The 21,927-nt window shown below is 67.2% G+C and carries 23 protein-coding genes and 2 pseudogenes; 8 read left to right on the top strand and 17 right to left on the bottom strand.

Annotated elements, in window-relative coordinates:
• Positions 1-18: 18 nt before the first annotated feature.
• Together J6U32_RS10795 and J6U32_RS10790 are read right to left on the bottom strand one after the other, a co-directional pair.
• The gene (locus J6U32_RS10795) at positions 19-807 is read right to left on the bottom strand and encodes an SDR family NAD(P)-dependent oxidoreductase (protein WP_208795393.1); all 789 of its coding nucleotides are present in this window, start codon (positions 805-807) and stop codon (positions 19-21) included.
• The gene (locus J6U32_RS10790) at positions 804-1,856 is read right to left on the bottom strand and encodes a phosphotransferase family protein (protein ID WP_244332796.1); all 1,053 of its coding nucleotides are present in this window, start codon (positions 1,854-1,856) and stop codon (positions 804-806) included. Before J6U32_RS10790 ends, J6U32_RS10795 begins: the two co-directional genes overlap by 4 nt.
• A gap of 103 nt (positions 1,857-1,959) precedes the next feature.
• On the opposite strand from J6U32_RS10790, the gene J6U32_RS10785 reads away from it, so the two are divergent.
• Both J6U32_RS10785 and J6U32_RS10780 read left to right on the top strand, forming a co-directional pair.
• Positions 1,960-2,568 carry a TetR family transcriptional regulator gene (locus J6U32_RS10785; RefSeq protein ID WP_244332794.1) on the top strand — a complete coding sequence of 203 codons (609 nt, stop codon included), beginning with the start codon at positions 1,960-1,962 and terminating at the stop codon, positions 2,566-2,568.
• Between the two features lie 222 nt (positions 2,569-2,790).
• Complete coding sequence (locus tag J6U32_RS10780; RefSeq protein ID WP_208796061.1) at positions 2,791-3,006, top strand: SDR family NAD(P)-dependent oxidoreductase; 216 nt, start codon at positions 2,791-2,793, stop codon at positions 3,004-3,006.
• Positions 3,007-3,229: 223 nt separating this feature from the next.
• On the opposite strand, the gene J6U32_RS10775 is transcribed toward J6U32_RS10780, so the two are convergent.
• The 5 genes and pseudogenes from J6U32_RS10775 to J6U32_RS10760 all read right to left on the bottom strand — a co-directional run bounded on the left by J6U32_RS10775 (position 3,230) and on the right by J6U32_RS10760 (position 6,611).
• Complete coding sequence (locus J6U32_RS10775; protein ID WP_208795387.1) at positions 3,230-4,081, bottom strand: SDR family NAD(P)-dependent oxidoreductase; 852 nt, start codon at positions 4,079-4,081, stop codon at positions 3,230-3,232.
• A 75-nt stretch (positions 4,082-4,156) separates the two neighbouring features.
• Positions 4,157-5,308, bottom strand: a complete 1,152-nt coding sequence (locus J6U32_RS10770) for a thiolase family protein (RefSeq protein WP_208795385.1) — start codon at positions 5,306-5,308, stop codon at positions 4,157-4,159.
• Positions 5,305-5,727 carry a Zn-ribbon domain-containing OB-fold protein gene (locus J6U32_RS27355; RefSeq protein ID WP_244332792.1) on the bottom strand — a complete coding sequence of 141 codons (423 nt, stop codon included), beginning with the start codon at positions 5,725-5,727 and terminating at the stop codon, positions 5,305-5,307. Before J6U32_RS27355 ends, J6U32_RS10770 begins: the two co-directional genes overlap by 4 nt.
• 303 nt (positions 5,728-6,030) lie before the next feature.
• Positions 6,031-6,084, bottom strand: a pseudogene (locus J6U32_RS27845) (acyl dehydratase); the annotation flags it as partial.
• A gap of 74 nt (positions 6,085-6,158) precedes the next feature.
• Positions 6,159-6,611, bottom strand: a complete 453-nt coding sequence (locus J6U32_RS10760; protein WP_208795382.1) for an FAS1-like dehydratase domain-containing protein — start codon at positions 6,609-6,611, stop codon at positions 6,159-6,161.
• Between the two features lie 491 nt (positions 6,612-7,102).
• On the opposite strand from J6U32_RS10760, the pseudogene J6U32_RS10755 reads away from it, so the two are divergent.
• Positions 7,103-7,909: pseudogene (locus J6U32_RS10755) on the top strand (IS256 family transposase); the annotation flags it as partial.
• Here J6U32_RS10755 and J6U32_RS27345 read toward each other — a convergent pair.
• Positions 7,880-8,041: a hypothetical protein gene (locus J6U32_RS27345; RefSeq protein ID WP_244333054.1), complete on the bottom strand. Its 162-nt coding sequence runs from the start codon at positions 8,039-8,041 to the stop codon at positions 7,880-7,882. The pseudogene J6U32_RS10755 and the gene J6U32_RS27345 sit on opposite strands and share 30 nt — an antisense overlap.
• 188 nt (positions 8,042-8,229) lie before the next feature.
• Between J6U32_RS27345 and J6U32_RS10745 the strand changes: the two genes are divergently transcribed.
• Positions 8,230-8,646, top strand: coding sequence for a pyridoxamine 5'-phosphate oxidase family protein (locus tag J6U32_RS10745; RefSeq protein WP_208795380.1), 417 nt, complete (start codon positions 8,230-8,232; stop codon positions 8,644-8,646).
• 604 nt (positions 8,647-9,250) lie between these two features.
• Here the strand turns inward: J6U32_RS10745 and J6U32_RS10740 are convergent.
• The gene (locus tag J6U32_RS10740; RefSeq protein ID WP_208795378.1) at positions 9,251-9,532 is read right to left on the bottom strand and encodes a ketopantoate reductase C-terminal domain-containing protein; all 282 of its coding nucleotides are present in this window, start codon (positions 9,530-9,532) and stop codon (positions 9,251-9,253) included.
• 243 nt (positions 9,533-9,775) lie between these two features.
• Here J6U32_RS10740 and J6U32_RS10735 point away from each other — a divergent pair, with 243 nt between their 5' ends.
• Entirely contained in the window at positions 9,776-10,594 is an 819-nt protein-coding gene (locus tag J6U32_RS10735; protein WP_208795376.1) for an SDR family oxidoreductase, read from the top strand.
• A gap of 4 nt (positions 10,595-10,598) precedes the next feature.
• Here the strand turns inward: J6U32_RS10735 and J6U32_RS10730 are convergent, their stop codons facing one another.
• On the bottom strand, positions 10,599-11,750 hold the full coding sequence (locus J6U32_RS10730) for a serine hydrolase domain-containing protein (RefSeq protein ID WP_244332790.1): 1,152 nt from the start codon (positions 11,748-11,750) through the stop codon (positions 10,599-10,601).
• Positions 11,751-11,819: 69 nt separating this feature from the next.
• On the opposite strand from J6U32_RS10730, the gene J6U32_RS10725 reads away from it, so the two are divergent.
• Positions 11,820-12,428 (top strand): TetR family transcriptional regulator, encoded by a 609-nt coding sequence (locus J6U32_RS10725; protein WP_208795374.1) that lies wholly within the window; start codon positions 11,820-11,822, stop codon positions 12,426-12,428.
• Between the two features lie 76 nt (positions 12,429-12,504).
• Here the strand turns inward: J6U32_RS10725 and J6U32_RS10720 are convergent, their stop codons facing one another.
• Entirely contained in the window at positions 12,505-13,710 is a 1,206-nt protein-coding gene (locus tag J6U32_RS10720; RefSeq protein WP_208795372.1) for an amidohydrolase family protein, read from the bottom strand.
• Between the two features lie 217 nt (positions 13,711-13,927).
• On the opposite strand from J6U32_RS10720, the gene J6U32_RS10715 reads away from it, so the two are divergent.
• Both J6U32_RS10715 and J6U32_RS10710 read left to right on the top strand, forming a co-directional pair.
• On the top strand, positions 13,928-15,175 hold the full coding sequence (locus J6U32_RS10715) for an acyl-CoA dehydrogenase family protein (protein WP_244332788.1): 1,248 nt from the start codon (positions 13,928-13,930) through the stop codon (positions 15,173-15,175).
• Entirely contained in the window at positions 15,172-16,344 is a 1,173-nt protein-coding gene (locus tag J6U32_RS10710) for an acyl-CoA dehydrogenase family protein (RefSeq protein WP_208795370.1), read from the top strand. Before J6U32_RS10715 ends, J6U32_RS10710 begins: the two co-directional genes overlap by 4 nt.
• Before the next feature lie 48 nt (positions 16,345-16,392).
• On the opposite strand, the gene J6U32_RS10705 is transcribed toward J6U32_RS10710, so the two are convergent.
• From J6U32_RS10705 to J6U32_RS10680, 6 genes are read right to left on the bottom strand one after another with little or no spacing between them, the layout of a single operon-like run.
• Positions 16,393-17,304 (bottom strand): enoyl-CoA hydratase, encoded by a 912-nt coding sequence (locus J6U32_RS10705; RefSeq protein ID WP_208795365.1) that lies wholly within the window; start codon positions 17,302-17,304, stop codon positions 16,393-16,395.
• A complete protein-coding gene (locus J6U32_RS10700; protein ID WP_244332786.1) occupies positions 17,301-17,882 on the bottom strand; it encodes a nuclear transport factor 2 family protein in 582 nt (193 codons plus the stop codon). The genes J6U32_RS10705 and J6U32_RS10700 overlap by 4 nt, the downstream gene beginning before the upstream one ends.
• An 8-nt stretch (positions 17,883-17,890) precedes the next feature.
• A complete protein-coding gene (locus J6U32_RS10695) occupies positions 17,891-18,691 on the bottom strand; it encodes an enoyl-CoA hydratase/isomerase family protein (RefSeq protein ID WP_208795363.1) in 801 nt (266 codons plus the stop codon).
• Positions 18,688-19,680 carry an LLM class flavin-dependent oxidoreductase gene (locus J6U32_RS10690; protein WP_208795361.1) on the bottom strand — a complete coding sequence of 331 codons (993 nt, stop codon included), beginning with the start codon at positions 19,678-19,680 and terminating at the stop codon, positions 18,688-18,690. The genes J6U32_RS10695 and J6U32_RS10690 overlap by 4 nt, the downstream gene beginning before the upstream one ends.
• 27 nt (positions 19,681-19,707) lie before the next feature.
• Entirely contained in the window at positions 19,708-20,352 is a 645-nt protein-coding gene (locus J6U32_RS10685; protein WP_244332784.1) for a PaaI family thioesterase, read from the bottom strand.
• A 1-nt stretch (position 20,353) separates the two neighbouring features.
• Complete coding sequence (locus tag J6U32_RS10680; RefSeq protein ID WP_208795359.1) at positions 20,354-21,469, bottom strand: acyl-CoA dehydrogenase family protein; 1,116 nt, start codon at positions 21,467-21,469, stop codon at positions 20,354-20,356.
• Positions 21,470-21,927 lie beyond the last annotated feature (458 nt).

Below are 21,927 nucleotides of genomic sequence, written 5' to 3'. Positions count from 1 at the left end.
GTCGTGTCTCGGAGTCCGTCAGGACATTTGCCGATATGCGCCGCCGTCGACCCGGATCAGCGTTCCGGTGACATAGGCGCTGCGCTCGGAGGCGAGCCATAGGGCAGGGCCGACGAAGTCGTCGGGGACACCGAACCGGCCCATCGGCGCCAGTTTGATCGCCGCCTCCCGCATCTCCGACGGCCAGACCGCGGCGATGTCGGTGTCGACCGCACCCGGCAGTATCGCGTTGACCCGCACCTTCGGCGCAAGCTCGCCGGACAAGGCGACCGTGAGGGCGTTGAGCCCGGCCTTGGCCATCCCGTACACGATCTCGTGGGCTGCCGGCCGGAGCGAGCCGATCGTGCTGATGTTGATGATCGCCCCGCCGCCCTGTTCGGCAATGTGCGCCCCGAGCCGGACCGAGAGCCGGAAGGGACCCTTGAGATTCACCCCGAGCACCTTGTCGTAGTAGTCCTCACTGATCGTCGTGATGCCCTCGTGGAATGGCGACATGCCGGCGTTGTTCACCAGGACGTCGCAGCGGCCGAAGCGCTCCAACACCTGATCGGCCAGACGCTCGGAGTCCTCCCACTTCGCCGCGTGATAGGCGACCGGAAGGCAGCGCACGCCATATGTCTGCTCCAGCTCCGTGGCCAGCGCAGCACACCGGTCGAGCTTGCGACTCGCGATGACGACGTCGGCGCCCGCGGCGGCGAAGCCGGTGGCGATCGCCCGCCCGATGCCCCGACTGCCACCGGTCACGACCGCGACCTTTCCGGCGAACTCGGCCGGCACGGGGACACCGTGGGCCAGGCCCCGGGTCATGCGCGCTCACCGCGCGCGAAGGCCGCAGCGGCCCGGGTAAGACGAGGCACCAGCTCGCCCATCATGTTGTCCGCCTCGGGTACGCCGGCCTCGAGCTTCCGGGCGTAGGTGCCCTCGAGGATCACCGCGAGCTTGAAGAGCGCCAGGCACTCGTAGTACGGCAGAGCGGACAGGTCGCGGCCGGATCGCTCCGCGTACCGCTGCGCCATCTCGGCACGCGTCGGGTAGTGATCGGTGCCGCCCGCCTGGAGCTGGAGGACGGGCTCCTCCCCCGGGTTCGTCCACCGCGCGAGCAGGTGGCCGATGTCGAGCAGCGGGTCGCCGATGGTGCCGGTGTCCCAGTCGATCACCGCCGCGAGCCGGGCCGGGCGGTCGGGTGCGACCATGACGTTGAACGGACTGTAGTCCCCGTGCATGATCGCCGGTGCGCTCATCTGCGGACGGTTTCGCTCGAGCCAGTCGGTGACGAAGTCGAGCTCAGGCAGATCGCGTACACGGTAGCGCTCAAGCTGCGCCAGCCAGCGCGGCACCTGCCGTTCGAGGAAGCCGTCCGGCTTGCCGAGATCCTGCAGGCCGGCCTTCTCCCAGTCGACCTCCGCGAGGTCGACGAGTGCGTCGACGTACGCCATCGCCAGGTCGCGCCGCAGCCCCGGGTCTGACGCGAACGGCTCGGGCAGCACGAATCCCGGCGTGAACCCCAGGATCTTGTCCATGATCAGGAACGGTGCGCCGATGATGGCGGGGTCCTCACCGAGCGCACGGGCGACCGGATGTGGGACCGCCGAGCCCTCCAGCGCCTGAAGGAGCCGGTACTCCCGGGTCATGTTCGAGGCGCTCTTGTCGTTGAGCACCGCCGGTGGACGGCGGAGCACCCAGACCGACTCCCCCCGGCGCAATTCGAACAGGGCGTTCCCGATCCCGAGATCGGTCCCCAGCGGCGCGGCGGTCAGGGGCACCGAGGGATCGCCCAACCGGTCGCCCAGCCAGTCCTGCAGGGCATTCAGGTCGAGCGTCGGACGGTTTCGATCGGTGGTCAGCGGCTCAGTCACGGTAGGTCCTCCAAAGTTGTCAGTCCATGACACTATTGTCTTACACCGACCAATGCAACACTTACTGTCGGATATGATCGCGACACCACGACGAGAGGAAGCCGTGCCCTCGAGCGAAATGACCCCCGAGCCGTTGCGCGCCCGTCGCCGCCGGCTCCTCCGGGACGAGCTGGAGCGGATCGCCATCCGGCTGTTCCTCGAACGCGGCTTCGATGCCGTGTCGGTCGACGACATCGCCGCGGAGGCAGGAATGTCCGGGCGCACGTTCTTCCGGTACTACGCCACCAAGGACGAGATCCTGCGGCGCTACCAGTCAGGACTGACCGACGCCCTGCTCGATGCCTTCACCGTCCAGCCCGCCGACGTCGGCGCGCTCGCGGCGCTTCGCGCCGCGTACGCGACCACCTCCGCCGTATCGGAGGACGAGCGCGAGCGGGTACGCGCTCTGGGACGACTGCTCGCCACCGCACCGGCGGTACACGCCCGCTCGGTCGGCGAGACCCTGCTCGACGACCGCCTTCTCCACGAATACGCTCGGCGCTCTGGCACGCGCGCGGGGGACCTGCGCAGCGCGGTCGTCATCGCCGCGGTATCTGCCGCTGCTCAGGTCGGATGGAACCGGTGGGTCACCGGCGACGATCGCCGCGACCCTGCCGCGTCCGTCACGGCGGCGATCGACGCGCTGGGCCTCGACGAGCGCAGCGGCCCCTGAACGCGCAGTCTCGATCCGCCATACATTGAAGTAACCCAATTCGCTAGATACGCGGCATCACGTCTGGGGAGGGTGTTGATGGGCCTGTCGGACGGCAGGGTCTCACTGATCGCAGGGGGCGCTTCGGGCCCGGGGCGCCGCTGGCCGGGCACTCACTGGTGAGCTCGGTCCGTCGGCGACGCACATCCACCTCGACATCTCCAGCCACGTCGATCGGGACGCATTGATCATCCATGCGCGCAGCACGTTCGGCGACTTGACCGTCGGATCCAGAGTGCCGCCATCGTCCATCACAAACTCATCGAGGACAGTCGCCACGAAGTGTTCGAGCGGGGGCTGGCGGTGAACCTGCTCGGCCCCTACCCCGGGGTGCGCGCAGTCCTGCCGGGGATGCAGCGGTCCGGCGGCGGCGCGATCGTCAACCGCGGATCCGGGTGAACTCGATCCACCCCGGCGCCATCGACTCCCCGATGCTGCGCGTCGGCGATCAGGAGATACCCGCGCCACAAATCCCGGTGCCGCGGTTCGTCCGTCCGACGAGGTGGACCGGACTGCACTTTTCCTCGCCTCCGACCATGTGAGGCCCACAACACGGCGCCGACGTTCCCGTCGACGGCGGCGCGTCGAGTAGCGATAACCCGCGATAACCCTCGCTGTGGCGTCAGCTGCCCAGCTGCTGCCGTAGAGCGGCGGTGTCCTCGCGAAGGCGTAGCACCATGTCCGTGTCGTCGAGGCGCTTGATGGCGAACTCACGGATATGACCTCCCGCGGTGTGCAGGACACGGCCGGTGATGTCCGCGGCGGAATCGGTGCAGAGTCCGACGATCACCTCGGAGACCCGCTCCGGCGAGAGGTCGAGTCCTTCCGGAACTCCCTGCGCGTCGAGGAAGGGCGCGGACATCCGTGTCCGCGCACCCGGGGAAAGCGCGTTCACCGTGATGCCGTGGCCGCGACCGGCGAGGGCTCCCGACATCGTGGCGCCCCAGATCGCGGATTTGGCCGTTGCATAGGCGATCCCGGTGGCCAGGTCGGCGTGCAGCGCAGCCTCGGAAAGGGTGCTAACGATGCGCCCCCAGCCCTGATCCTTCATGTGGGGGAAGGCAGCGCGCATCGTTGCGACGGTGCCGACGGTATGCGTGCGCAGCTCGCGGTCCAGCGCTACTTCGGTGATCTGGTCGAGGGGGACGGTGCCGAGGATGCCGGCGTTGTTGATCAGGATGTCGAGGCGACCGAACTCGTCGATCGCCTTCTGCACGGCGGCGGCACCGCCGGCGAAACTCCCCACGTCTGAGGTGTCCGCGACGGCCCGGGCACCGAGGTCGCGCAGCGATGCCGCGACCTGTTCGGCCTTGGTCGGGTCGGGGTTCGCACCGGCCATGTCCACGCCGGTGTCGTTGACCACGACCGAGGCGCCCAGGCGGGCGAAGAGTGTGGCGTGCGCACTGCCGAGATCACCGGCGGCGCCGGTGACCAGAACCACCCGGCCCTTGAAAGCTGAGAGGGCTGTGTCCATGAGTCCTCCGTGGGTCGGTCGGGGCGAGAATGGACTCCGGCCGCAGTCGCGGGTGGCGACAGCGGCCGGATCGGATCAACGAGACAGGATCGTCACGGCAGACGCGCCCGGCGCACCGTACAGGTGGGCATAGCCGACCTGGGGGTCATTCTGCACTTGCCGCGCGCCCGCCAGCCCGCGGAGTTGGAGCACCAGCTCACGGATCTGACGCAGGCCAGATGCGCCGATCGGCTCGCCGTTGGCGATGAGGCCGCCGTCGGTATTCACCGGCAGCCGCCCGCCGATCTCCGTGAGACCATCGGCGATCCACTGCTCCTGTTCACCATCGGTGCAGAAGCCGTTCTCTGCCAGGTGGAGGATCTCGGAACCGGCGTCGGTGTCCTGGAGCTGCGCGACGTCGACGTCTGAGGGCCCGATGCCCGCGGCCTCGTAGGCGGCCTGCGAGGCGGCCACGGTGGGGGACGGCGTGATCTCCAGCGGCAGCGAAGGCGACTGGATCTCGAACCCGCCCTCGATCCGGGTACGGAGTTCAGAAGCCCGCAGGTAGATCGGCGTCTCCGTGTAACGGTGCGCGATATCGGCGGCGCACAACACCACGGCTGCCGCACCCTCGTCGGGGTTGCAGTACATGTACTGCGTGAGCGGGTAGTTGACCACCGGGGCGTCGAGGATCTCCTGGACCGGGATCGGCTTCTGCCGCCATGCCTCGGGAGTGATCGAGCCGTTGTGCAGGTTCTTCGCTGCGACCTTCGCCAGGGTCTCCTGCGAGATGCCGTGCCGGTGCATGTAGCGGTTGATCTTCATGCCGAAGAAGTGGGTGGTGAGGAACAGGCCGGTCTGGCCATACCACGACGGCAGCCCGACCGACGCGGTGTCGCCCCCGAACGCCCCGCGCGGGTGTTTGTCCATGCCGATTGCGACCGCGATGTCAGCCTCGCCAAGACGGATCGACTGCGCGGCGACCTGCAGCGTGGTGCCACCCGTGGCACAGCCGTTGAAGACGGCACGGACCGGGATGCCGGTCAGGCCTAGCCAGCCCACGATGGCGTCCGGGTTGGACACCTCGTGGCTGCCCACCGCGGCTACCTGGACGTCGGACCAGGAGATGCCGGCGTCGGCGAGCGCCTGCTGGGTCGCCTCCGCGCCCATCTGGAGGCAGAGCTTGTCGCCGTGCCGACCGAACGGGTGAAGACCGACCCCGATGATCGCGACCTCGGGTGTACTCATCGGGCAACCTCCTCAGAGTTGGCGGCCGGAGCGAACGCGTAGGTCAGGACCTCCGTGCCGTCGGGGCGCGTGGTGTAGGGAATCAGCTTGAGCTCCATCGGCAGCCCGAGCTCGAGCTGGTCGACGGTGCAGTCGGTGAGCCGGCCCTCGACGATCAACTCACCCTCGAGCTCGACGTAGCCGACCAGATAAGGCTGGAACGTTTCGAGCGTGTCGTTGCCGTCGTACGGCGTCGGCGGGCGAAAGTTCTGCGAGGTGAAGCTCCACAAGGTGCCCAGTCGCTTGAGCAGGTGAGGCGTGCCATCCGGCTTCGGGGGGAAGGAGAGCTCGCCATTCCTCTCGGATGCGATCAGGGCGGGATACTCGTCCGGTCCGGACGGCATGGTGAACAGCCCTTCGGTCACCGGTGTCTGCGTCATATCTCCTCCGCTGCTGTTGGTGATCGTGGTCAGGCGCCGACCGCACAGGTGGCGGAGCCCGCGAGGACGACGGCGCCGCCCTGGTTGATGGTGGTGAGTTCGAGGGTCGTCTGACCGTCCACGAGATCGGTGACGGCGATAGTGGCGCCGAGGGTGTTGCCCGGCCAGACCTGGGCGGTGAAGCGGACGCCGATCCGGGTCAGCTGGTCCTCGCCGAACCAGTCGGTGACCGCGCGCAGCGCGCCTCATGGTCAACGTGCCGTGGGAGAACACTCCGGGAAAACCAGGGACGTCGCGAGCGAAGGGCTCGTCGGTGTGCAGCGGGTTGTAGTCGTCCGAGCCACCCGCATACCGCACGATGCGCGTCCGGGTGGAATTTTCCACCAGAACGACCGTGCGCGAGGCGCCGACATCGAGGCCGGCGAACGCCGTCACTGGTTTCCTCCCATCGCCACCGTCCCGACGCCGACGGACGTCGAGGAGACGACCGGCGCACCGCTCTCCTCCACGTACTCGGTGATCAGCTCGGAGAAGTGCAGGGTGCCGGCGCGTCCGACCTTCTCCCCCGTGCGGCCATCGCGCGACGTCGCGGGAAGCACCATCCCGACCCGCACGGGCTGACGGAACTCGTAGTGCTGCTCGGCATAGAGGCCGTTACCGCAGGACGCCTTGAATCCGTGGCCGGCTCCGGAGCCGAAACACTCCTCGTCCGGCGTGGGTCGCAGGAGGTACGTGGGATCGAACTGGGCTGAGGCCTGGACGAAGGTAGCGGGCACCGAGAGGGCCGACGACGTATCCGCGTCCCGCTCGGCGTCGTCGTGACCGAGGGCGCGTCGCAACATCGAGACATGCCCAGCCTCGACCGGAAATCGCTCGACCGCCATCCTTACCTCCTTTGGTGCGACACCCCAATTTATATCAAAGATATACCTATTGCTAGCCTTTCGGCCTAGCTCTGGCACAAACACCGTCGTCACCCCGACAGCGGTGCGCCCGGCGGGCAGCAGCTCTATGCGATCACCGAGGAAGCAGCGGCCGCGCCGCACCGGCGTGACCGGCGCCCGCAGCGACCCGACCTCGGCCGGAACCGGGCGCAGGAACTCTACGCCGAAGGAGAGCATCCGACCGCCGTTGCCCATGGCGCGAGACGGCGATCGCCGCGGCGGCCAGGAGAACTCCGTGCACGATGCCCCGACTGTTGCCAGCCTCGAGCCGAATCGGGATGTCCGCTCCACCCTCCGGTCAACACGAGGCCGTCGAAGAGAGTGCCCAGATCAAGCAGCCCCGGCCCTACGTTCGCCAGGCCACACTCCTCAATGCCAGCGACGGGCTGATCGCCATCGTGCCGGCAGTTCGCGCGACGAGACGCCCTTCCCAGAAAGAAGCTGCCGCGTTCGGCGACCGCGACGTCACCGCTGATTACGTGTACATGTGGGTCGACGGCATCCACCTCAAAGTCCGTCTCTAGCAGGAAAAACTGTGCCTGCTGGTGATGATCGGGGTGCGCGCCGACGGCTGTAAGGAGTTGATTGCACTCGCTGACGGGTACCTCGAATCCAGCGAGTCGTGGGCTGATCTGCTGCGCTCGTGTAAACGCCGTGGGATGGCTGCACCCACGGTGGCGGTCGGGGACGGCGCTCTCGGGTTCTGGACGGCGGTCCGGGAGGTGTTCGGCGAGGCACGCGAGCAGCGGTGCTGGTTTCACAAGCAGGCCAATGTGCTTGCTGCTCTGCCGAAATCGGCGCATCCGAACGCGATCAAGGCGATGCAGGAGATCTACAACGCCGAAGATGAAGCCCACTCCCGCGCCGCAGCGCAGCAGTTCGAGAAGATGTACGGAGCGAAGTACCCGAAAGCGGCTGCCAAGATCATCGATGACCTCGACGTGTTGCTCGAGTTCGACCGCTATCCGGCCGAGCACTGGGTGCACCTGCGGACCACCAACCCGATCGAGTCCACCTTCGGGACTGTTCGGTTGCGCACGAAAGTCACCAAAGGTCCCGGGTCACGCGCCGCTGGTCTGGCGATGGCTTACAAGCTGATCGAAGCCGCACAATCGAAGTGGCTGGCGGTCAATGCCCCGCACCTGGTGCAGCGCGTCCGTGATGGCGCCACCTTCGACAAGGGGAAACTCGTCGACCCCGACACCACCTCAGCCGACCACCATGGGGAGGCCGCCTGAAACCTGCTCATCCACAGGTCTTGACAATATCTCGATCCCGAAGTCCTTCGCGATCTGTTTCAACGGAGCCTCGCCCTTACGTGCGACTGCCACGACGTCGTCGCGGAACTCCTTGGGATAGAGCTTCGGCATGGCCGACATCCTTCCAGCGAGGTCCTTCCAGCGAGGAACGAATCCCCACAGGTCAGGTGTCAAGTAAAGCCTGGGGAGTCCCCGTCACCGCTGCCAATCACGCTGTCAGCCGACAGAAAACAGGTGCTGCGTTTCCTGATTGGGAGCGGCTCACAGGGACGTCGCTGATGAAATGGCACACTTGTTCTGTGCCAGATTCTCCTTTGTCAGAAGCCGCCCTTGAGTTCCTCCGTAAGCCCAACCCGGCGGTGATGGCCACCGTCACCTCGTCGGGACTGCCAGTGTCTGTCGCTACCTGGTATTTCGTTGAAGACGACCAGTCGCTCATGCTGTGCATGAATGCCGACCGGGCCCGTCTGAAACACCTCAAGAACAACGGGCACGTGGCACTGACCGTCCTCGCCGCTGACGATTTCGGCACCCATATCTCGCTGCAGGCCCACGTTGAATCGATCGAACCCGACACCGGCCTCGCCGACATCGACCGGCTCTCGCGCCACTTCCTCGGAAAGGACTACCCCGCCAGAGACAGACCTCTCGTCACCGTCCACGCAACCATCGACAAGTGGTTCGGGTGGTCAGAGGGTCAAGCTGCGAAGTTCTAACATATCCACAGTGGGACACATCCGGATTAGCGAGCGCGACAGGACCGCCGTCCAGCAGTGCGCCCGGCTCTTGCGTCGCGACGGCAAACAAGGTCGGCGCGCCCAGTGGTCACTGGCGCGCCCTGCCCACCACTCCCTGAGTTCGCATTACCCGTTGCAAGACACAGCGTTCCCCGAAACATACGACACCCACCGAACGGGACCGGACATGATTTCGACGAGCAACGTCGCCAAGCGGTGACTCGGAAGGAGCCATCGACTCCCTCGACCGCAATCCGCCGCAACATCGCCGACACAGTCGGCTGCAGCCACCATCGTTCCGGGCCGTGTTGTCTCAGATCACCTGTCACGCAGATCAATCGGCACGTGGTCATCGTCGCTGGTCGACGACTCCCAGAAGCCTGTCACTGCTACCAGGTAGGTTGTCACCGACAGGGACGTTGAGCGCCAATGGACCATTCCTATCGAGACGCGGACGCTCCGAAAGCTCCTGACCGTAGCGCAGGACACACTCTCTGCGATCGCGTCGGCTCGTGGTCGGCGCCCTGAGGGCGTCCGCATCGAACCCCTCGCTTGCGTCAACGGCGAAGAAGGGGGCTTGGGATTACCCGGGTCCGTCGCTGGTCGCGAGGAGCATGGTGATCGTGTCGCTGATCGGTGTGGCGATGCCGTGTCTGCGTCCGATGCGGGAGATGACGCCGTTGCGGATGTCCCATTCCAATGGCCGGCCGGCTTCTCGGTCGGTGAGGATCGAGTTGCCCATATCAGCGGGGAACACTTGGAAGCGAGCCAGGACCGTGTCGGGGGTGTCCTTGTCGAGGGCCACACCTTGCCCGCGTGAGACCGCCAGGCATTCGCGCAGGTACGCGCAAGTGAGCTCGTGCACGAGAAGTCCCCGCTTCCGGACCTAGACCGCCGCCAGCGAGCTGTGGCGAATGACTGAGTCGAATAGTGGCGCCCCCCAGCGCGGCGGTGACGTCTTCACTGGCACCACGTCGGATTGACTGCACGTTGGACTCGACTCCTAATAGCACCGAACAGGTGCACCGAACTCGACCCTTGATAGATAACTCATTAAACTAATAGAATCGTCAAGTCGATCATTCGCGTGCCACCGAGGGAGCACTGTATGCAGATCCAGGGGAAGTCCGTCGTGGTCACCGGCGGCGGGAACGGCATCGGACGCGCGCTCGCCCTGCGGTTCGCGGAACGAGGCGCCCGTGGAGTGGTCGTCGCGGACCTCGACGGCGACTGGGCCGCACAGACCGCGGCTCACATCGAGGCCGCCGGCGTACCCGCGCTCGGCTTCTCCGGCGACGTCGGCAACCCCGAGCAGATCGACGCCCTGGTCGACGCCGCCGAGACTGCGCACGGACCGGTCGACATCTTCTGCTCCAACGCCGGCTACACCGACCCCGTCGGCGAGCTCGTACAGACGATCGACGCGTGGCGCCGCATTGTCGACGTGAATCTGATGGCCCACGTCTGGGCCGCTCGCCGGGTCGTGCCCGGCATGGTAGAGCGCGGCGAGGGATATCTGCTGCAGACGATCTCTTCAGCGGCGCTGATCACCGGGCCCTCGGCGGCTGGCTACACCACGACGAAGCACGGTGCGCTGGGGTTCGCGGAGTGGCTCACACTCAACCACGGAAGCCAGGGGCTGCGCGTCACCTGCCTGTGTCCGAACGCCGTCTACACCGGCATGTTCGGGCGCGATCCGGAGGACGACTCGGATCTTCCGGACTCGGGAGCCATCGGCGAGATCCTGACCCCCGAGCACGTCGCCGAGATGACGATCAGCGCCATGGCGGGCGCGGAGCCCTTCCTCGTCCTCCCCCACGCCCGGGTCGCCGACTCGTTCCTGCGCAAGGCGCAGGACTACGACGCCTGGCTCGACCGGACTCGCGGCCGCCTCCAGAGGATGACGGCCGCGAGCGAACGATCGTGACCGATCAGGCCACGACGTCCGCGGCCAGGTTGTTGATGTTGGTGATCATCGCGACACCACGTGGGCTGTAGTCGTAGCCCGACATCGGGTAGCCATTCGAGAGCAGCGCGAACGAGACGCCGCTGTCGGGGTCGCCCCACGCCCCCTGATATGCCGCGCCGCTGTGCCCGAAGGTGCGCGGCGACCCAACGGAGGGCAGCCACATGTCGGGCGATTCCCCTGCGACCATGACGAAGAGCCCGACGCTGGCCGGCTTGGTGCCGCCGCCGTAGATCTGGGCACCGGCCGGCACTGCGGTGATCTGTGGCCGGATCGCCTCGGCGATGATCTCCGGCGTCCAGAGCCTGGCCTCCAGAACGGCCTGATAGAAGAGCGCGAGATCCCCCGCCGACCCGACCATGGCGTGCGCCGGCTCGCCGGCTGCGATCACCTCGGGTCGGTCGAAGAACCAGGGGCCCCACGGATCGGCCTCGGCCGAGGAGCCGTCGGTGCACACCATCGGCGCCACTGTATCGGCGAGCCGCTCGACCGGTGTGGCGAGCTCGAACCCGAGTCCGAGTGGTTCGGCCAGCTCCTGCTGGATATAGTCGGGCAAGGTGCGGCCGTCGGCTCGCTCGACCAGCTCGGCGATGAGCCAGGCCGCCGAGGTCATGTGGAACTGAAGCTGCGAGCCGGGCTCCCAGTCCAGACGCCACTTCGCGAACGCCTTGATACGCTCCGCGCGGTCAGTCATTTTGGGGAAGCCGAGCGGCGCGAACGGAATGCCGGCGGTGTGGGTCAGGACGTGGCGGACGGTGATCCGGCCTTTGCCATTGGTGTCGAACTCAGGGATCAGAGAAGCGATCGTCGCGTCGAGATCGACGCCACCCTCCCCGATCAGCTTCCACAGTGCACTGGCGACGATCGGGCGCCCCACCGACTGCATGAGGTAGCGCTGCGATGACGCACCGAACGACTCGAAGTGGGCCAGCTTCCCGTTCCGGGCGACGGCGAGCTGGGCCGACGGTAGCCTGCCCGACTCGACCTCGAGGCGGACACGGTCCACGAGAATACGGAGCCGGCCGGGGTCGATGCCGACTGCTGCCGGGTCGACGACGGTCTGCGTGGCGGGCGAGTCTCCGGGGGTTGCGGCCCGGTTGAGGGACGTATAGGACACGAAGGTTCTCCGATCTACGACCTGCTACTCTCAGATTGAGAGAAAGTCTCATGGATTGGGGGGTGCCAGATGGGTACTTCGGCCAGTGAGCCGCGGCTCGGGCTCCGCGAGCGCAATCGTGCCCGGACGTACGCGGAGATCACCGACGCAGCCCTTGAGCTGTTCGAACGTCAGGGCTTCGACGCCACGACGGTGGACCAGATCGCGAGTGCGGCCGGGGTCTCCCCCGCCACATTCTTCCGCTATTTCGCCACCAAGGAGGACGTGCTCTTCACCGACGAGGACGCATCGGCCGCCGAGTTGGTCGCCGACGTGGCTGACCGCACCGACCGGCGCACGTCGTCGGTGTCGGCCCTGACCGAACCGATCGTGGCCTTCGCCGAGAAGATGCCAGGTCCGACCAGCCCCCACAGCCGCGAACTCACCACGCTGGTCATGACCACGCCGAGTCTCGCAGCGCGAAGCCTGCGGATACGGCTGCGCTGGGAGCGCGACGTAGCGGTGCAGCTCGCCAACGAGGATGGCCTCGCGACGCCGACGCTCCGCCACACTGCGGTGGCGTCCGCCGCCGTCTCCTGTCTGGCGAGCGGACTCCGGCACTGGCCCAACAGCTCGCCGAGCACACTCGCCCCGCTGGTGCGTGAGGCTTTCGAGCACGTGATCGGCCGAGTCGACTGAGCAACGTCCGATGGCACTCAGGCCGCCGACGACAGATGTCAGCGGCGGCCATAGGCTTGGCTCACAGCACGTCTCCTCAGAAGCCGAGGAGTCGCCTGCCGTTGTCACGCAGGAACAGGCGACGCTTTTCCTCGCCGAGGCCCTCGACCTTGGCATAGAAGTCGGCCGGCTCGCGCAGGCCCTCGGCGTGCGGCCAGTCCGACCCCATCACCAGGCAGTCCACGCCGCCGAGCTTCTCGGCGAGCTCTATCGTGTCGTCCTCCGGATAGGGCACGACCTTGATGTGCTGCTTGAAGATGTTGCTCGGACGGTCGCTGAGCTGACCACCGAGCCAGCGGCCGTTGCGCGCCATGCCACGACTCTTGTCCATGTGGCGGATGAAGTGCGGGATCCACTCGGCGCCGAACTCACTGACCAGGACGTTGATGTTCGGGAATCGGCCGAACAGGTTATCGAAGATCAGAGCCGACAGGGTGTCGGTGATGGGACGCTCGCCATAGGTGTTCTGCCACTGCCAGGCGGAGAACTGGAACGGCGGGACGAGACCCCAGCCCCAGTGCGAGGCAACCTCACTCTGGTAGTGGAACTCACTGATGTGGTAGGCGATCGTGGCGCCTGCCTCGTTGACACGCGACCAGAACGGGTCGAAGTACGGGTCCCCCCGGGAGCGTCCGTAGGCCGGCCCCGGAGACAGCATGATGAATTTCGCGCCGGCAGCGAGGACCCGGTCGAGCTCCTCCACCGCGCGGTCCAGATCCCGAAGGGACAGCATCGCGGGCGCGAAAATCCGGTTCTGATAGTTGAAGCCCCAGTCCTCGTTGATCCAGCGATTGAACGAGGTGATGTTGTCGTACAGCGGGTCAATACCGTCGAGGTAAGCCTCGGCCATCAGGGCCCAGCCGCCGGGGTACATGATCGTGTGCTCGATCTGCTGCTCGTCGAGTTGCTTGATGCGGGCGGCATGGTCGCGGTACTCCGCCTGGATCGGCTCGTAAAAGCGCTCAGCGTCGGTCGCCTCGCCCGAAGAACGGGCTTTGAGCATCTCTACGAGGGAACCCGGGACGTAGGCCTGGTCCAGATTATCGGCCTCCATCGCGTTGACCACGCGGTTATTCGCCAGCAGCACCTTCTTGCCGGACGCAGCCCTGGTCAGGTAGATCCCCGTGTCGACCTTGTCCTTCGGCAGGAAGCGGGTGAAGCAGTCTTCGGCCTCATACGAATGCTGGTCGAAGTCGACCAACTTGTACGGCAGCTCGCCGACGCTGTCCTCAATCAGGGCCATCGTTATCTCCATTTTCTCTTGCGTACCACCCGGGACCACAGGGCCAGAGCGATATACCATCTTGATATGAGAGACACTATCATAATAATCACCATCGCGGAAGCGATCACCCCTCCGGCCCGATCCGCCACCATGGCCTAATCCGCTAGTTAATATTACTATTACAGAGTCAATGCGACGACGTCGCATCACTCCAGTCCGACCCGAAGGAGACACCGTGGCCCACGACGCCCAGACCGGCTCCGGGGGCGCGCCTGATCTGGCGGCCTTCGCCGATGAGGCTCGCGCGTTCCTCGACGCACATGCCCGACGGCGCGACGGCGCCAATCAATTCGAGTGGGGCAAGGGCAGCGACTACGTCGGCTACTTCGGCGACCCGGAGGCCGACGAGCAGGCCGATGTCGCGGCGGCACGTGCCTGGCAGCGGGTGCGCTACGAGAACGGCTTCGGCTGGATCACCGGCCCGAAGGCGTATGGAGGGCGTGAGCTGAGCTCGCTGCACGACTTCATCTACGACCTCGTCGAGACGGAGTACGACGTCGCCGACACCGGCACGCTCAGTGTCATCGGCCTGGGTATGGTTGGCCCGACAATCCTGGCGCACGGCTCCGAGTACCTGCGCGAGACGTATCTGCCCGCGATGTATCGCGGCGACTCGATAGCGTGTCAGCTCTTCAGCGAACCGGCGGCCGGCTCTGACCTCGCCGGCGTGACGACGCGTGCCGTGCGGGACGCTGACGAGTGGGTGGTCAACGGGCAGAAGGTCTGGACGTCGGTCGCCCACCACTCCCAATTCGGCGAACTGCTGTGCCGGACAGATCCAGACGCGCCGAAGCACCGCGGCATCACCGCATTCGTGATGGACCTGTCGCTACCGGGCGTCACCGTCCGGCCGCTGCGCCAGATGACCGGTGGCGCGGAGTTCAACGAGGTCTTCCTCGACAACGTCCGCATCCCGGACTCACACCGGCTCGGAGAGGTCAACGCCGGTTGGAAAGTCGCGATGACCACGTTGATGAACGAGCGCGGCACCGTGGCCGCGGACAGCGGCGGTGCTGCAGCCGAGGCCATCCGGCCCGAGCGCTTGTACGCCCTGATGCAGCACCTCGAAGTCGCAGGCGACCCGGTCGCGCGTCAGGATCTCGCGTCGGTCGCGACCGATGTCCTGGCCGCTCGCGCGCTCACGGCGCGCGCGACCCGCCGGTTGAAGGCCGGCATGGCCCCAGGGCCCGAGGGATCGATCGCAAAGCTCAGTTTCGCGGCAAACCTCAGCCGCGGGGCACACTTCGCGACCGACCTACTCGGCGATCTGGCGACGGCCGACCACGGCGAATGGGGCACTTTCAACTGGAATCAACTCCTGCTGGGCGCGCCCGCATTGCGCATCCTCGGCGGCACAGAGGAGATCATGAAGAACATCATCGCCGAACGCGTGCTCGGCCTGCCGAAGGAGGCGACCAAGTGACGGAGACCATCAACCCCAACCGCGAGGTGATGAGCGACGAGGACCTACGGGACCTGCGCGAGAGCGTCCGGGAGGTCTGCGCTCGGCACGCCGGCACCGAGGAGGCCCGCCGCCTGCTCGACGGCGGCACACAGGAGTCGGCCATGCCGCAGCTGTGGAATGGACTCGTCACCGAGCTCGGGGTCGGCGGCCTGCTCGTCCCGGAGCGCTTCGGCGGCGTCGACGCGGGTTGGGCGGCCCTGCGCGTTGTGCTCGAGGAACTCGGCCGCGGCCTGGCCGCCGCGCCGTTCGTGCCGTCCAACGTGCTCGCGGCCACGCTGCTGCTCTCCGTTGGCGACGACGACGCGCGCGAGGCGTTCCTGCCCGGCATCGCGGAGGGCACGACGGTGGCCACCGTCGCCGTCGGTGAGGCCGGCTCCGGCTGGGACGACTGGACCCGGCCTGAAGCACCGGCCGGCGCCTCGGTGACGGCCGCCGCGGGACCGGACGGTTGGACGGTCTCCGGCCGCAAGCGGTCCGTCTCGTTCGGCGCCACCGCGAACCTCTTCCTGGTCACCGCGGCCACTGCGGAGGGACCCGGGATCTTCACGATCGAGCGGGACGCCAACGGGCTCACCACCACCGCACTCGACACCCTGGACGGGACCCGACCGGTGGCCGACGTCGCGTTCGCCGACACCCCGGCCCGCATGATCGCGCTCGGCGGACCGGCCGGAGACGCCGTCCGCCGGACGCTGGACCTCGGCGGGCTCGCGATCGCCGCCGAGGACGTCGGCGCGATGCGCGCCTGTCTGGAGATGTCGGTGGAGTACGCCAAGCTGCGCACCCAGTTCGACCGTCCGATCGGCAGCTTCCAGGCGGTCAAGCACAAGCTTGCCGACATGCTGGTCCGTGTAGAACTCGCCGAGGCCGCCGTCGAGGAGGCCGCCCTGGCGGTCGACAGCGATGCCGCCGATGCTGCCGCCGGAGCTGTGGTCGCACATGCCTGCGCCGCCGAGTCCTTCCGGCTGGTGGCGGCGGAGACGATCCAGACCCACGGTGGCGTTGGCTTCACGTGGGAGCACGCCGCCCACCTGTACTTCCGCCGCGCCAAGGCCTCCGCACTCGTCTTCGGCGGAGCGACCCGCTACCGGGAGCGGTTGCTCGCCCGGCTCGGCCTGATCGGCTGATCACAGTTCGAAATGCCGGAAGGGGCCGCTCACGCGTTCAGCGGTTACTCAGGGCCGGTCCTTGTGGATCGGCGTCGGCGGACCGACTACTCGCCAGTCGTCGGTCGCCGGCCCCGGGACAGCCACGGAGTAACCGTCCTCGTTCAACTCTCGCCAGTAGGCGTGGTTGAGCTGGTGCAGGCGAAAGGCGCCGTTGAGCGCGGTGGTGAACCCCATTGCGTCGACGGCCTGGTTCACCGAGTCCTTGACGAGGAGCGAGGTAACCGTGGGCAGCCGCGAGATGCGCCGCGCGAACGCGAGCGTGTCCTCGGCGAGCCTCTCGTTGGTGAAGACCTTGCTCACCATGCCGAGACGGTGGGCCTCGTCCGCGTCCAGGGAGTCACCGGTCAGCAGCAGCTCCTTGGCCTTGCGAGGTCCGAACTCCCACGGGTGCGCGAAGTACTCGACACCGCACATCCCCAGCCGGGTGCTGACCACGTCGGCGAAAACGGCGTCCTCCCCTGCCACGATGAGGTCACAGGCCCACATCAGCATCAGCCCGGCCGAGATGACGTTGCCCTGTACCTGGGCGACCGTGATCTTGCGCAGGTTGCGCCACGCCACGGTGTTCGAGAAGAAGTAGTGCCACTCCTGCAGCATTTGGTTCTCGACGCCGTGTCGGGTGCCCCCGTGGATGCCGATCGTCGGGTGAGCGTCCGGCCCTGGAGTCTGCTCCCGGACGCTGATCTCTGAGCCCATGTCGTGGCCCGCGGAGAAGCTCCTCCCCGCCCCAGCGAGTATGACGACGCGCACGACGTCATCAGCCTCGGCAGCGGTGAATGCCTCGCCGAGCTCGACCAGAAGGCCGCGGTTTTGCGCATTGCGAGCCTCGGGCCGGTTCATCGTGATCCGGAGAATCTGGCCGTCGTCGAACGCCTCGACAGTCAGGAAGTCGAAATCGGTTCGGTGTTGATAACTCATCGGCTCTCCTCGGAGCTGTTCTCGACAGGATGTGCGGTGTGGGTGGCGCCATCGCGCCAGAAGTGTGACCAACTGGGATCGATGGCGGGCAGCGGCGGTCGGTGACCGGATGAGCCCCAGCTGTCGAAGCCGACGGCCTGCGGTCGCTCGTTCGCATCAACGGCGTACCAGTGCTGCTCGCGTCGACGGGTGAACAGCCAATCGTCGCCGACGCGGGCGTACTCGTCGTCGTACCGGATCGCCATGACCACCCAGCGGTCGTCGATCTCGTGCTCGGCCCGACAGTAGACGCTGCCGGACGCCGTCGTCGGGCCGGTGCCGTCGTCGGCATCGGGCCCAAGATCGATCCGGTGGCCGCAGATCTGATGGATGGAGCGGTAGAACGAGCGCAGCTGTGGCTCGATGTAGGCGCGCAGCACTTCCCGGCCGCTGCCCTTCCGCCCCATCTCGACGTCGGGCACGAAAAGGTTCACCCAGTCGTCCAGGTTGCGTGAGTCGACAGCAATCGCGTACCGGATGGGCAGCTGTCCGATCACCAAGCGCGCCTCCATGCGGGCCAGCCGGGTCTCGATACCCATGGCTCCCCTCACGCGCCGGGCCGGTCGCGGTCGCCGAAGCCGACGGTTGCTCGATCGATGTCGCCGGCGAAGACCGCGAGCACCTGGGTGCGGTTCTCGAGCAGGACCGCCTCACGCAGGCTCGCGGCGGTGCCGGTCGATCGAAGCATCTCCTTGGTCAGCGCTACACCGAAGGCCGGGTTGGCCGCGACCGTACGGGCCAACTCGATCGCCGCATCGACGACGGTGCCCTGACCGGGCTCGACCAGCCGGTTCACGAAGCCCCAGTCGTAGGCCTCACCCGCATCGAGGCGCCGGCCGGTGAGCAGCAGTTCCGTGGCGCGGGCACGGCCGAGGGCCTGCGGCAGCATCCAGCTCAGGCCCATCTCCCCGCCGGATACCCCGATCCGGACGTTGGCGGCGGCGAAGAACGCCTGAGTCGATGCCACCCTCAGGTCGCACGCGGCAGCCAATGCGAAGCCGCCACCCACCGCCGGCCCGGGCACGGCGGCGACCACCGGGACGGGCAGCTCGTGCAGGCGCACGCTCATGTCGGCCAGACGCTGCTGTCCGCGATAGAGCTCGGCGGACCTCTGTTGGGTGAGATCGACGTTTTCCTTGAGATCGGCTCCGGCGCAGAAGCCGCGCCCGGTGCCGGTCAGAACGACGGCCCGCACGTCGGGAGCCGCCACGACCTGGTCCAGCGCCGCGTGCATCCCCTGTATGAAGGCGTCGTTGATCGCGTTGAGTCGATCCGGACGGTTCAGCGTGATCAGCATCAGCTCCTCGTCGATCCGATCGACGAGGACCGGATCGCTCGCGCCGCTCACGATGTCTCCGTCCCGGTACGCAGGAGCGGCGCGAGCTTCTCGCCGATCAGCCGGATGTTCTGCACGATCTGCTCGTGGCTCATCCCGGGCAGAGCACCCCAGAAGTAGACCTGGTCCACCGGCGCTCCCGCCGAGAAATCGAGGGTGAAGTCGGCGACCTCGGCGGGTGTTCCGTGCACGAAGTAGTCCTGGGAGGTGAAGCCCTTCGGCCGCCGGGTCCGGACAACCTCGACATCGACCGGCTTGAGCGGCGGCAGGTTCTCGTAGCCGATCCGTCCGTGCATCCGGTAGGAGTCGAGCTGATGGGCCAAGTGCTCGGAGATCATCGGCCAGTCGCGCTCCGGATCCTCGCTCGCCCAGGCCTGGACACCACCGCCCATCCGCCCAGAGGCGGGATCATGACCACCCTCCTCGAGACCAGCGCGGTAGTGCTCCCACAGTCGCGCGTCGGGCGCGAGCAGGTACTCCCCGAGACGACCGGCCCGGCGAGCGCCCTTCGGGCCGAGGTAGCCCATCCAGATCGGCAGCCGCTCCTGCAGCGGCCTCGGCGTGACCTTGCCACTCGCCCAGAGATCACGGATCTCACAGGCCCGCGCATCGTTGGTCGTGTACTTCCGAGTGATGTCCGCGCCGTATAGGTCGAACTCGGGGATCCGGTAGCCCGCGCCGATGCCGAGATCGAGCCGACCGCTGCTGAGCAGGTCGACGACCGCTGCCTGCTCCGCCAACTCGGCCGCGGCGTGAAGCGGGGCGATCACGATCCCCGTACCGAGGCGCACCCGCCTGCTGCGCACGGCAGCCGCTGCCAGCATCGTCAGCGGGGCGGGCAGATAGTCGTCGTCGAAGCCGTGGTGCTCGGTAACCCAGACAGAGTCGAGACCGACGTGCTCGGCCTCCTCGCACAGCTCGGGGAATGCGCCGTAGAGCTCCGCCGGATCACGCCGCCAGCGGGCGGGGTTGCGCATGTCGAAGTAGACGCCAACCTTCATGGATTCATACTCCGTTCCGGACAGTCACTAGGGCTGTCCCGGCCGCAGGACGACGAAGAGGCCCTCCGCCTCGGCGCACAGCCTCGCGCCGTCCGTGAGCGTCGCCCGGATGAGGCGCTTGCGGCCCTCTTCACTGACGAACTCGCCCACGAGGCGCAGCGGCTTCTCGATCGGTGTGATCGAGCGGTAGTCAACGTGGAGGTACGCGGTGCGCGCGACCGAACGGCCGCCGCTCTGGGCGAAGCGCCCGAGGATGTCGTCGAACAGCAGCGGCAAGGCGCCCCCGTGCACAGCGCCGTTGCCGCCGAGGAAGTGCCGGGTGAAGGTGATGGAGCACTCCACCCGGTTGTCGTCGGCGTACTCGACGACGGCCGGGGGGACGAGGAGTTGGCCACGCCCGGGCAGATCCTCGATCCGGCCCGAGAGCTGATGGAACTCGTCGGCGGCACTCAGGGCGAGCAGGTCGGTCACGCCGCGCAGCCCGTCGGTGACCCTCGCAACGGTCCGCGCGTCCGGAACGGCCGCTCCCAACGCGTCGAGGAGAAGCCGTGCCTGGCTGATCATCTCGACGTAGCCCTCGGGCACGGGCGGGACCACCTGCGGCTCCCACCAGTCGGGAAGAGAGCGACGGGCGGAGGGCGACTGCGGCGCTTCCCAGATCTCGGCACTCATCTCAGACCCCGATCCGATCCGCCAGGATCTGCCGGTGCAGATCGGAGTCGCCAAGCAGTGCCTGGGAGCTCCGGGCGTGCTTGAGGTAGAGGTGCGCCGGGTGCTCCCAGGTGAAGCCGATGCCACCGTGGATCTGGATGTTCTCGCCGGCTGCCGCCAGGTAAGAGTCCATACAGTGCGCCTTGACCATCGGCGCGACCACCGGACGGTCCGCCTGCCCCTTCGCGGCCGCCCACAGTGCGTAGTAGACGGCCGAGCGCGACGCCTCGAGCTCCATCAGCATCGAGGCGCACTTGTGCTTGATCGCCTGGAATGACCCGATTTTGCGGCCGAACTGCTCACGAGTCTTGGCATACTCGACCGCCATGTCCAGCACGCGCCCGATGCCTCCGAGGGAATCGGCAGCCAGCGCGATGCGGGTGTGGTCGAGCATCACCTCGATCGCCGTCTCCGTGGCGGCGGCGGACCCGATCCGCCGGGCCGGGACACTGTTGAAGGTCACCTTCGCCAGCGCGCGCGTGAGATCCATCGTCGCTGACTTCGTCCGAGTGAGGCCCACTGCGGTGCCCCCGACCTCGAAGACGCCGACGCCGTCCGAGGCCCGCGCGATCACCAGGTAGCTGTCGGCGGCATGCCCGTCGAGGACGTAGGACTTGCGGCCGTCGATGCGCCAGCCGTCGCCATCGCTGGTGGCGGTGGCCGTCACATCTCTGGTACTCCAGGAGCCGGACTCCTCGGCGAAGGCGACCGACACGATGACACTTCCGTCGGCGATGCCGGGAAGGAGCCGTCCACGCGCCGCCTCATCGTCGATGGCGAGCAGCAGCTGCGCCGACATCACGCAGGAGCCGAGGAACGGCGAGGGCAACAGCACCCGGCCCATCTCCTCGAGCACCAACCCGAGCTCGAAGAAGCTGAACCCGCCTCCGCCGTACTCCTCGGGGATCGCAAGACCCTGTAGCCCCAGCTCCTCGGCCATCCGCTTCCATAGCCGCACGTCATAGCCGGTCGGCTCGTCGAACCGCGCCCGCACGGCGCTATCCGGGACCTGGCTCCCAAAGAAGGTCCGCAGGACCTCCTGAAGCATGATCTGGTCGTCATCGAGAGCGAAATCCACGGCTCACATCTTTCCGGAAGGCGCGGTCCGATGGTTGCGAGCCGCAGCTCAGCTCCTGTCGAAACCGATAGACAATTAGCCCCTTTATATACCCTCGACCCGCCGCGACGCCAGGGTCACCCCCCCCCCCGACTCTGGACATGTGGGGTGAATCAGAGTCGTAGTCCAACCACCCATCATTCGGAAGGGACACCCGAGGTCGCCTCGAGCCAGGCGTCGAACTGCGGAGAAGGGGTCCAGACCGGCAGAAGTGCGTCGGCACGGATGCTGCACTTACCGAGTTCCACCGCGCCCCGATGAGGCCCCCGTCGCCCTGCGCGATCATCGGGCGGGCCGCCCCACGGAAGGCGGGCAACGTGCCGTCGAGATTGATCGCCATCCGAGCGCCAGACGGCCAGCTCGACGTCAACGAAGCGCGCGGGTTGCCGAAGGCCTCGCTCACCGCCACGTGGCGAAGC

Source organism: Gordonia polyisoprenivorans, assembly GCF_017654315.1.
GTDB classification, from domain to species: Bacteria; Actinomycetota; Actinomycetes; order Mycobacteriales; family Mycobacteriaceae; genus Gordonia; species Gordonia polyisoprenivorans_A.
The sequence above is the reverse complement of the archived record's forward strand: the minus strand, read 5'-3'. Positions and strand labels throughout refer to the sequence as shown.

Coding starts and splice junctions, on each gene's coding strand:
- J6U32_RS10770 (WP_208795385.1), bottom strand. CDS start 5,308: ATGAGTACACCCGAGGTCGCGATCATCGGGGTCGGTCTTCACCCGTTC.
- J6U32_RS27355 (WP_244332792.1), bottom strand. CDS start 5,727: ATGACGCAGACACCGGTGACCGAAGGGCTGTTCACCATGCCGTCCGGA.
- J6U32_RS27345 (WP_244333054.1), bottom strand. CDS start 8,041: ATGCCGAAGCTCTATCCCAAGGAGTTCCGCGACGACGTCGTGGCAGTC.
- J6U32_RS10735 (WP_208795376.1), top strand. CDS start 9,776: ATGCAGATCCAGGGGAAGTCCGTCGTGGTCACCGGCGGCGGGAACGGC.
- J6U32_RS10725 (WP_208795374.1), top strand. CDS start 11,820: ATGGGTACTTCGGCCAGTGAGCCGCGGCTCGGGCTCCGCGAGCGCAAT.
- J6U32_RS10720 (WP_208795372.1), bottom strand. CDS start 13,710: ATGGCCCTGATTGAGGACAGCGTCGGCGAGCTGCCGTACAAGTTGGTC.
- J6U32_RS10760 (WP_208795382.1), bottom strand. CDS start 6,611: ATGGCGGTCGAGCGATTTCCGGTCGAGGCTGGGCATGTCTCGATGTTG.
- J6U32_RS10700 (WP_244332786.1), bottom strand. CDS start 17,882: ATGGGTATCGAGACCCGGCTGGCCCGCATGGAGGCGCGCTTGGTGATC.
- J6U32_RS10705 (WP_208795365.1), bottom strand. CDS start 17,304: ATGAGTTATCAACACCGAACCGATTTCGACTTCCTGACTGTCGAGGCG.
- J6U32_RS10775 (WP_208795387.1), bottom strand. CDS start 4,081: ATGGACACAGCCCTCTCAGCTTTCAAGGGCCGGGTGGTTCTGGTCACC.
- J6U32_RS10685 (WP_244332784.1), bottom strand. CDS start 20,352: ATGAGTGCCGAGATCTGGGAAGCGCCGCAGTCGCCCTCCGCCCGTCGC.
- J6U32_RS10690 (WP_208795361.1), bottom strand. CDS start 19,680: ATGAAGGTTGGCGTCTACTTCGACATGCGCAACCCCGCCCGCTGGCGG.
- J6U32_RS10795 (WP_208795393.1), bottom strand. CDS start 807: ATGACCCGGGGCCTGGCCCACGGTGTCCCCGTGCCGGCCGAGTTCGCC.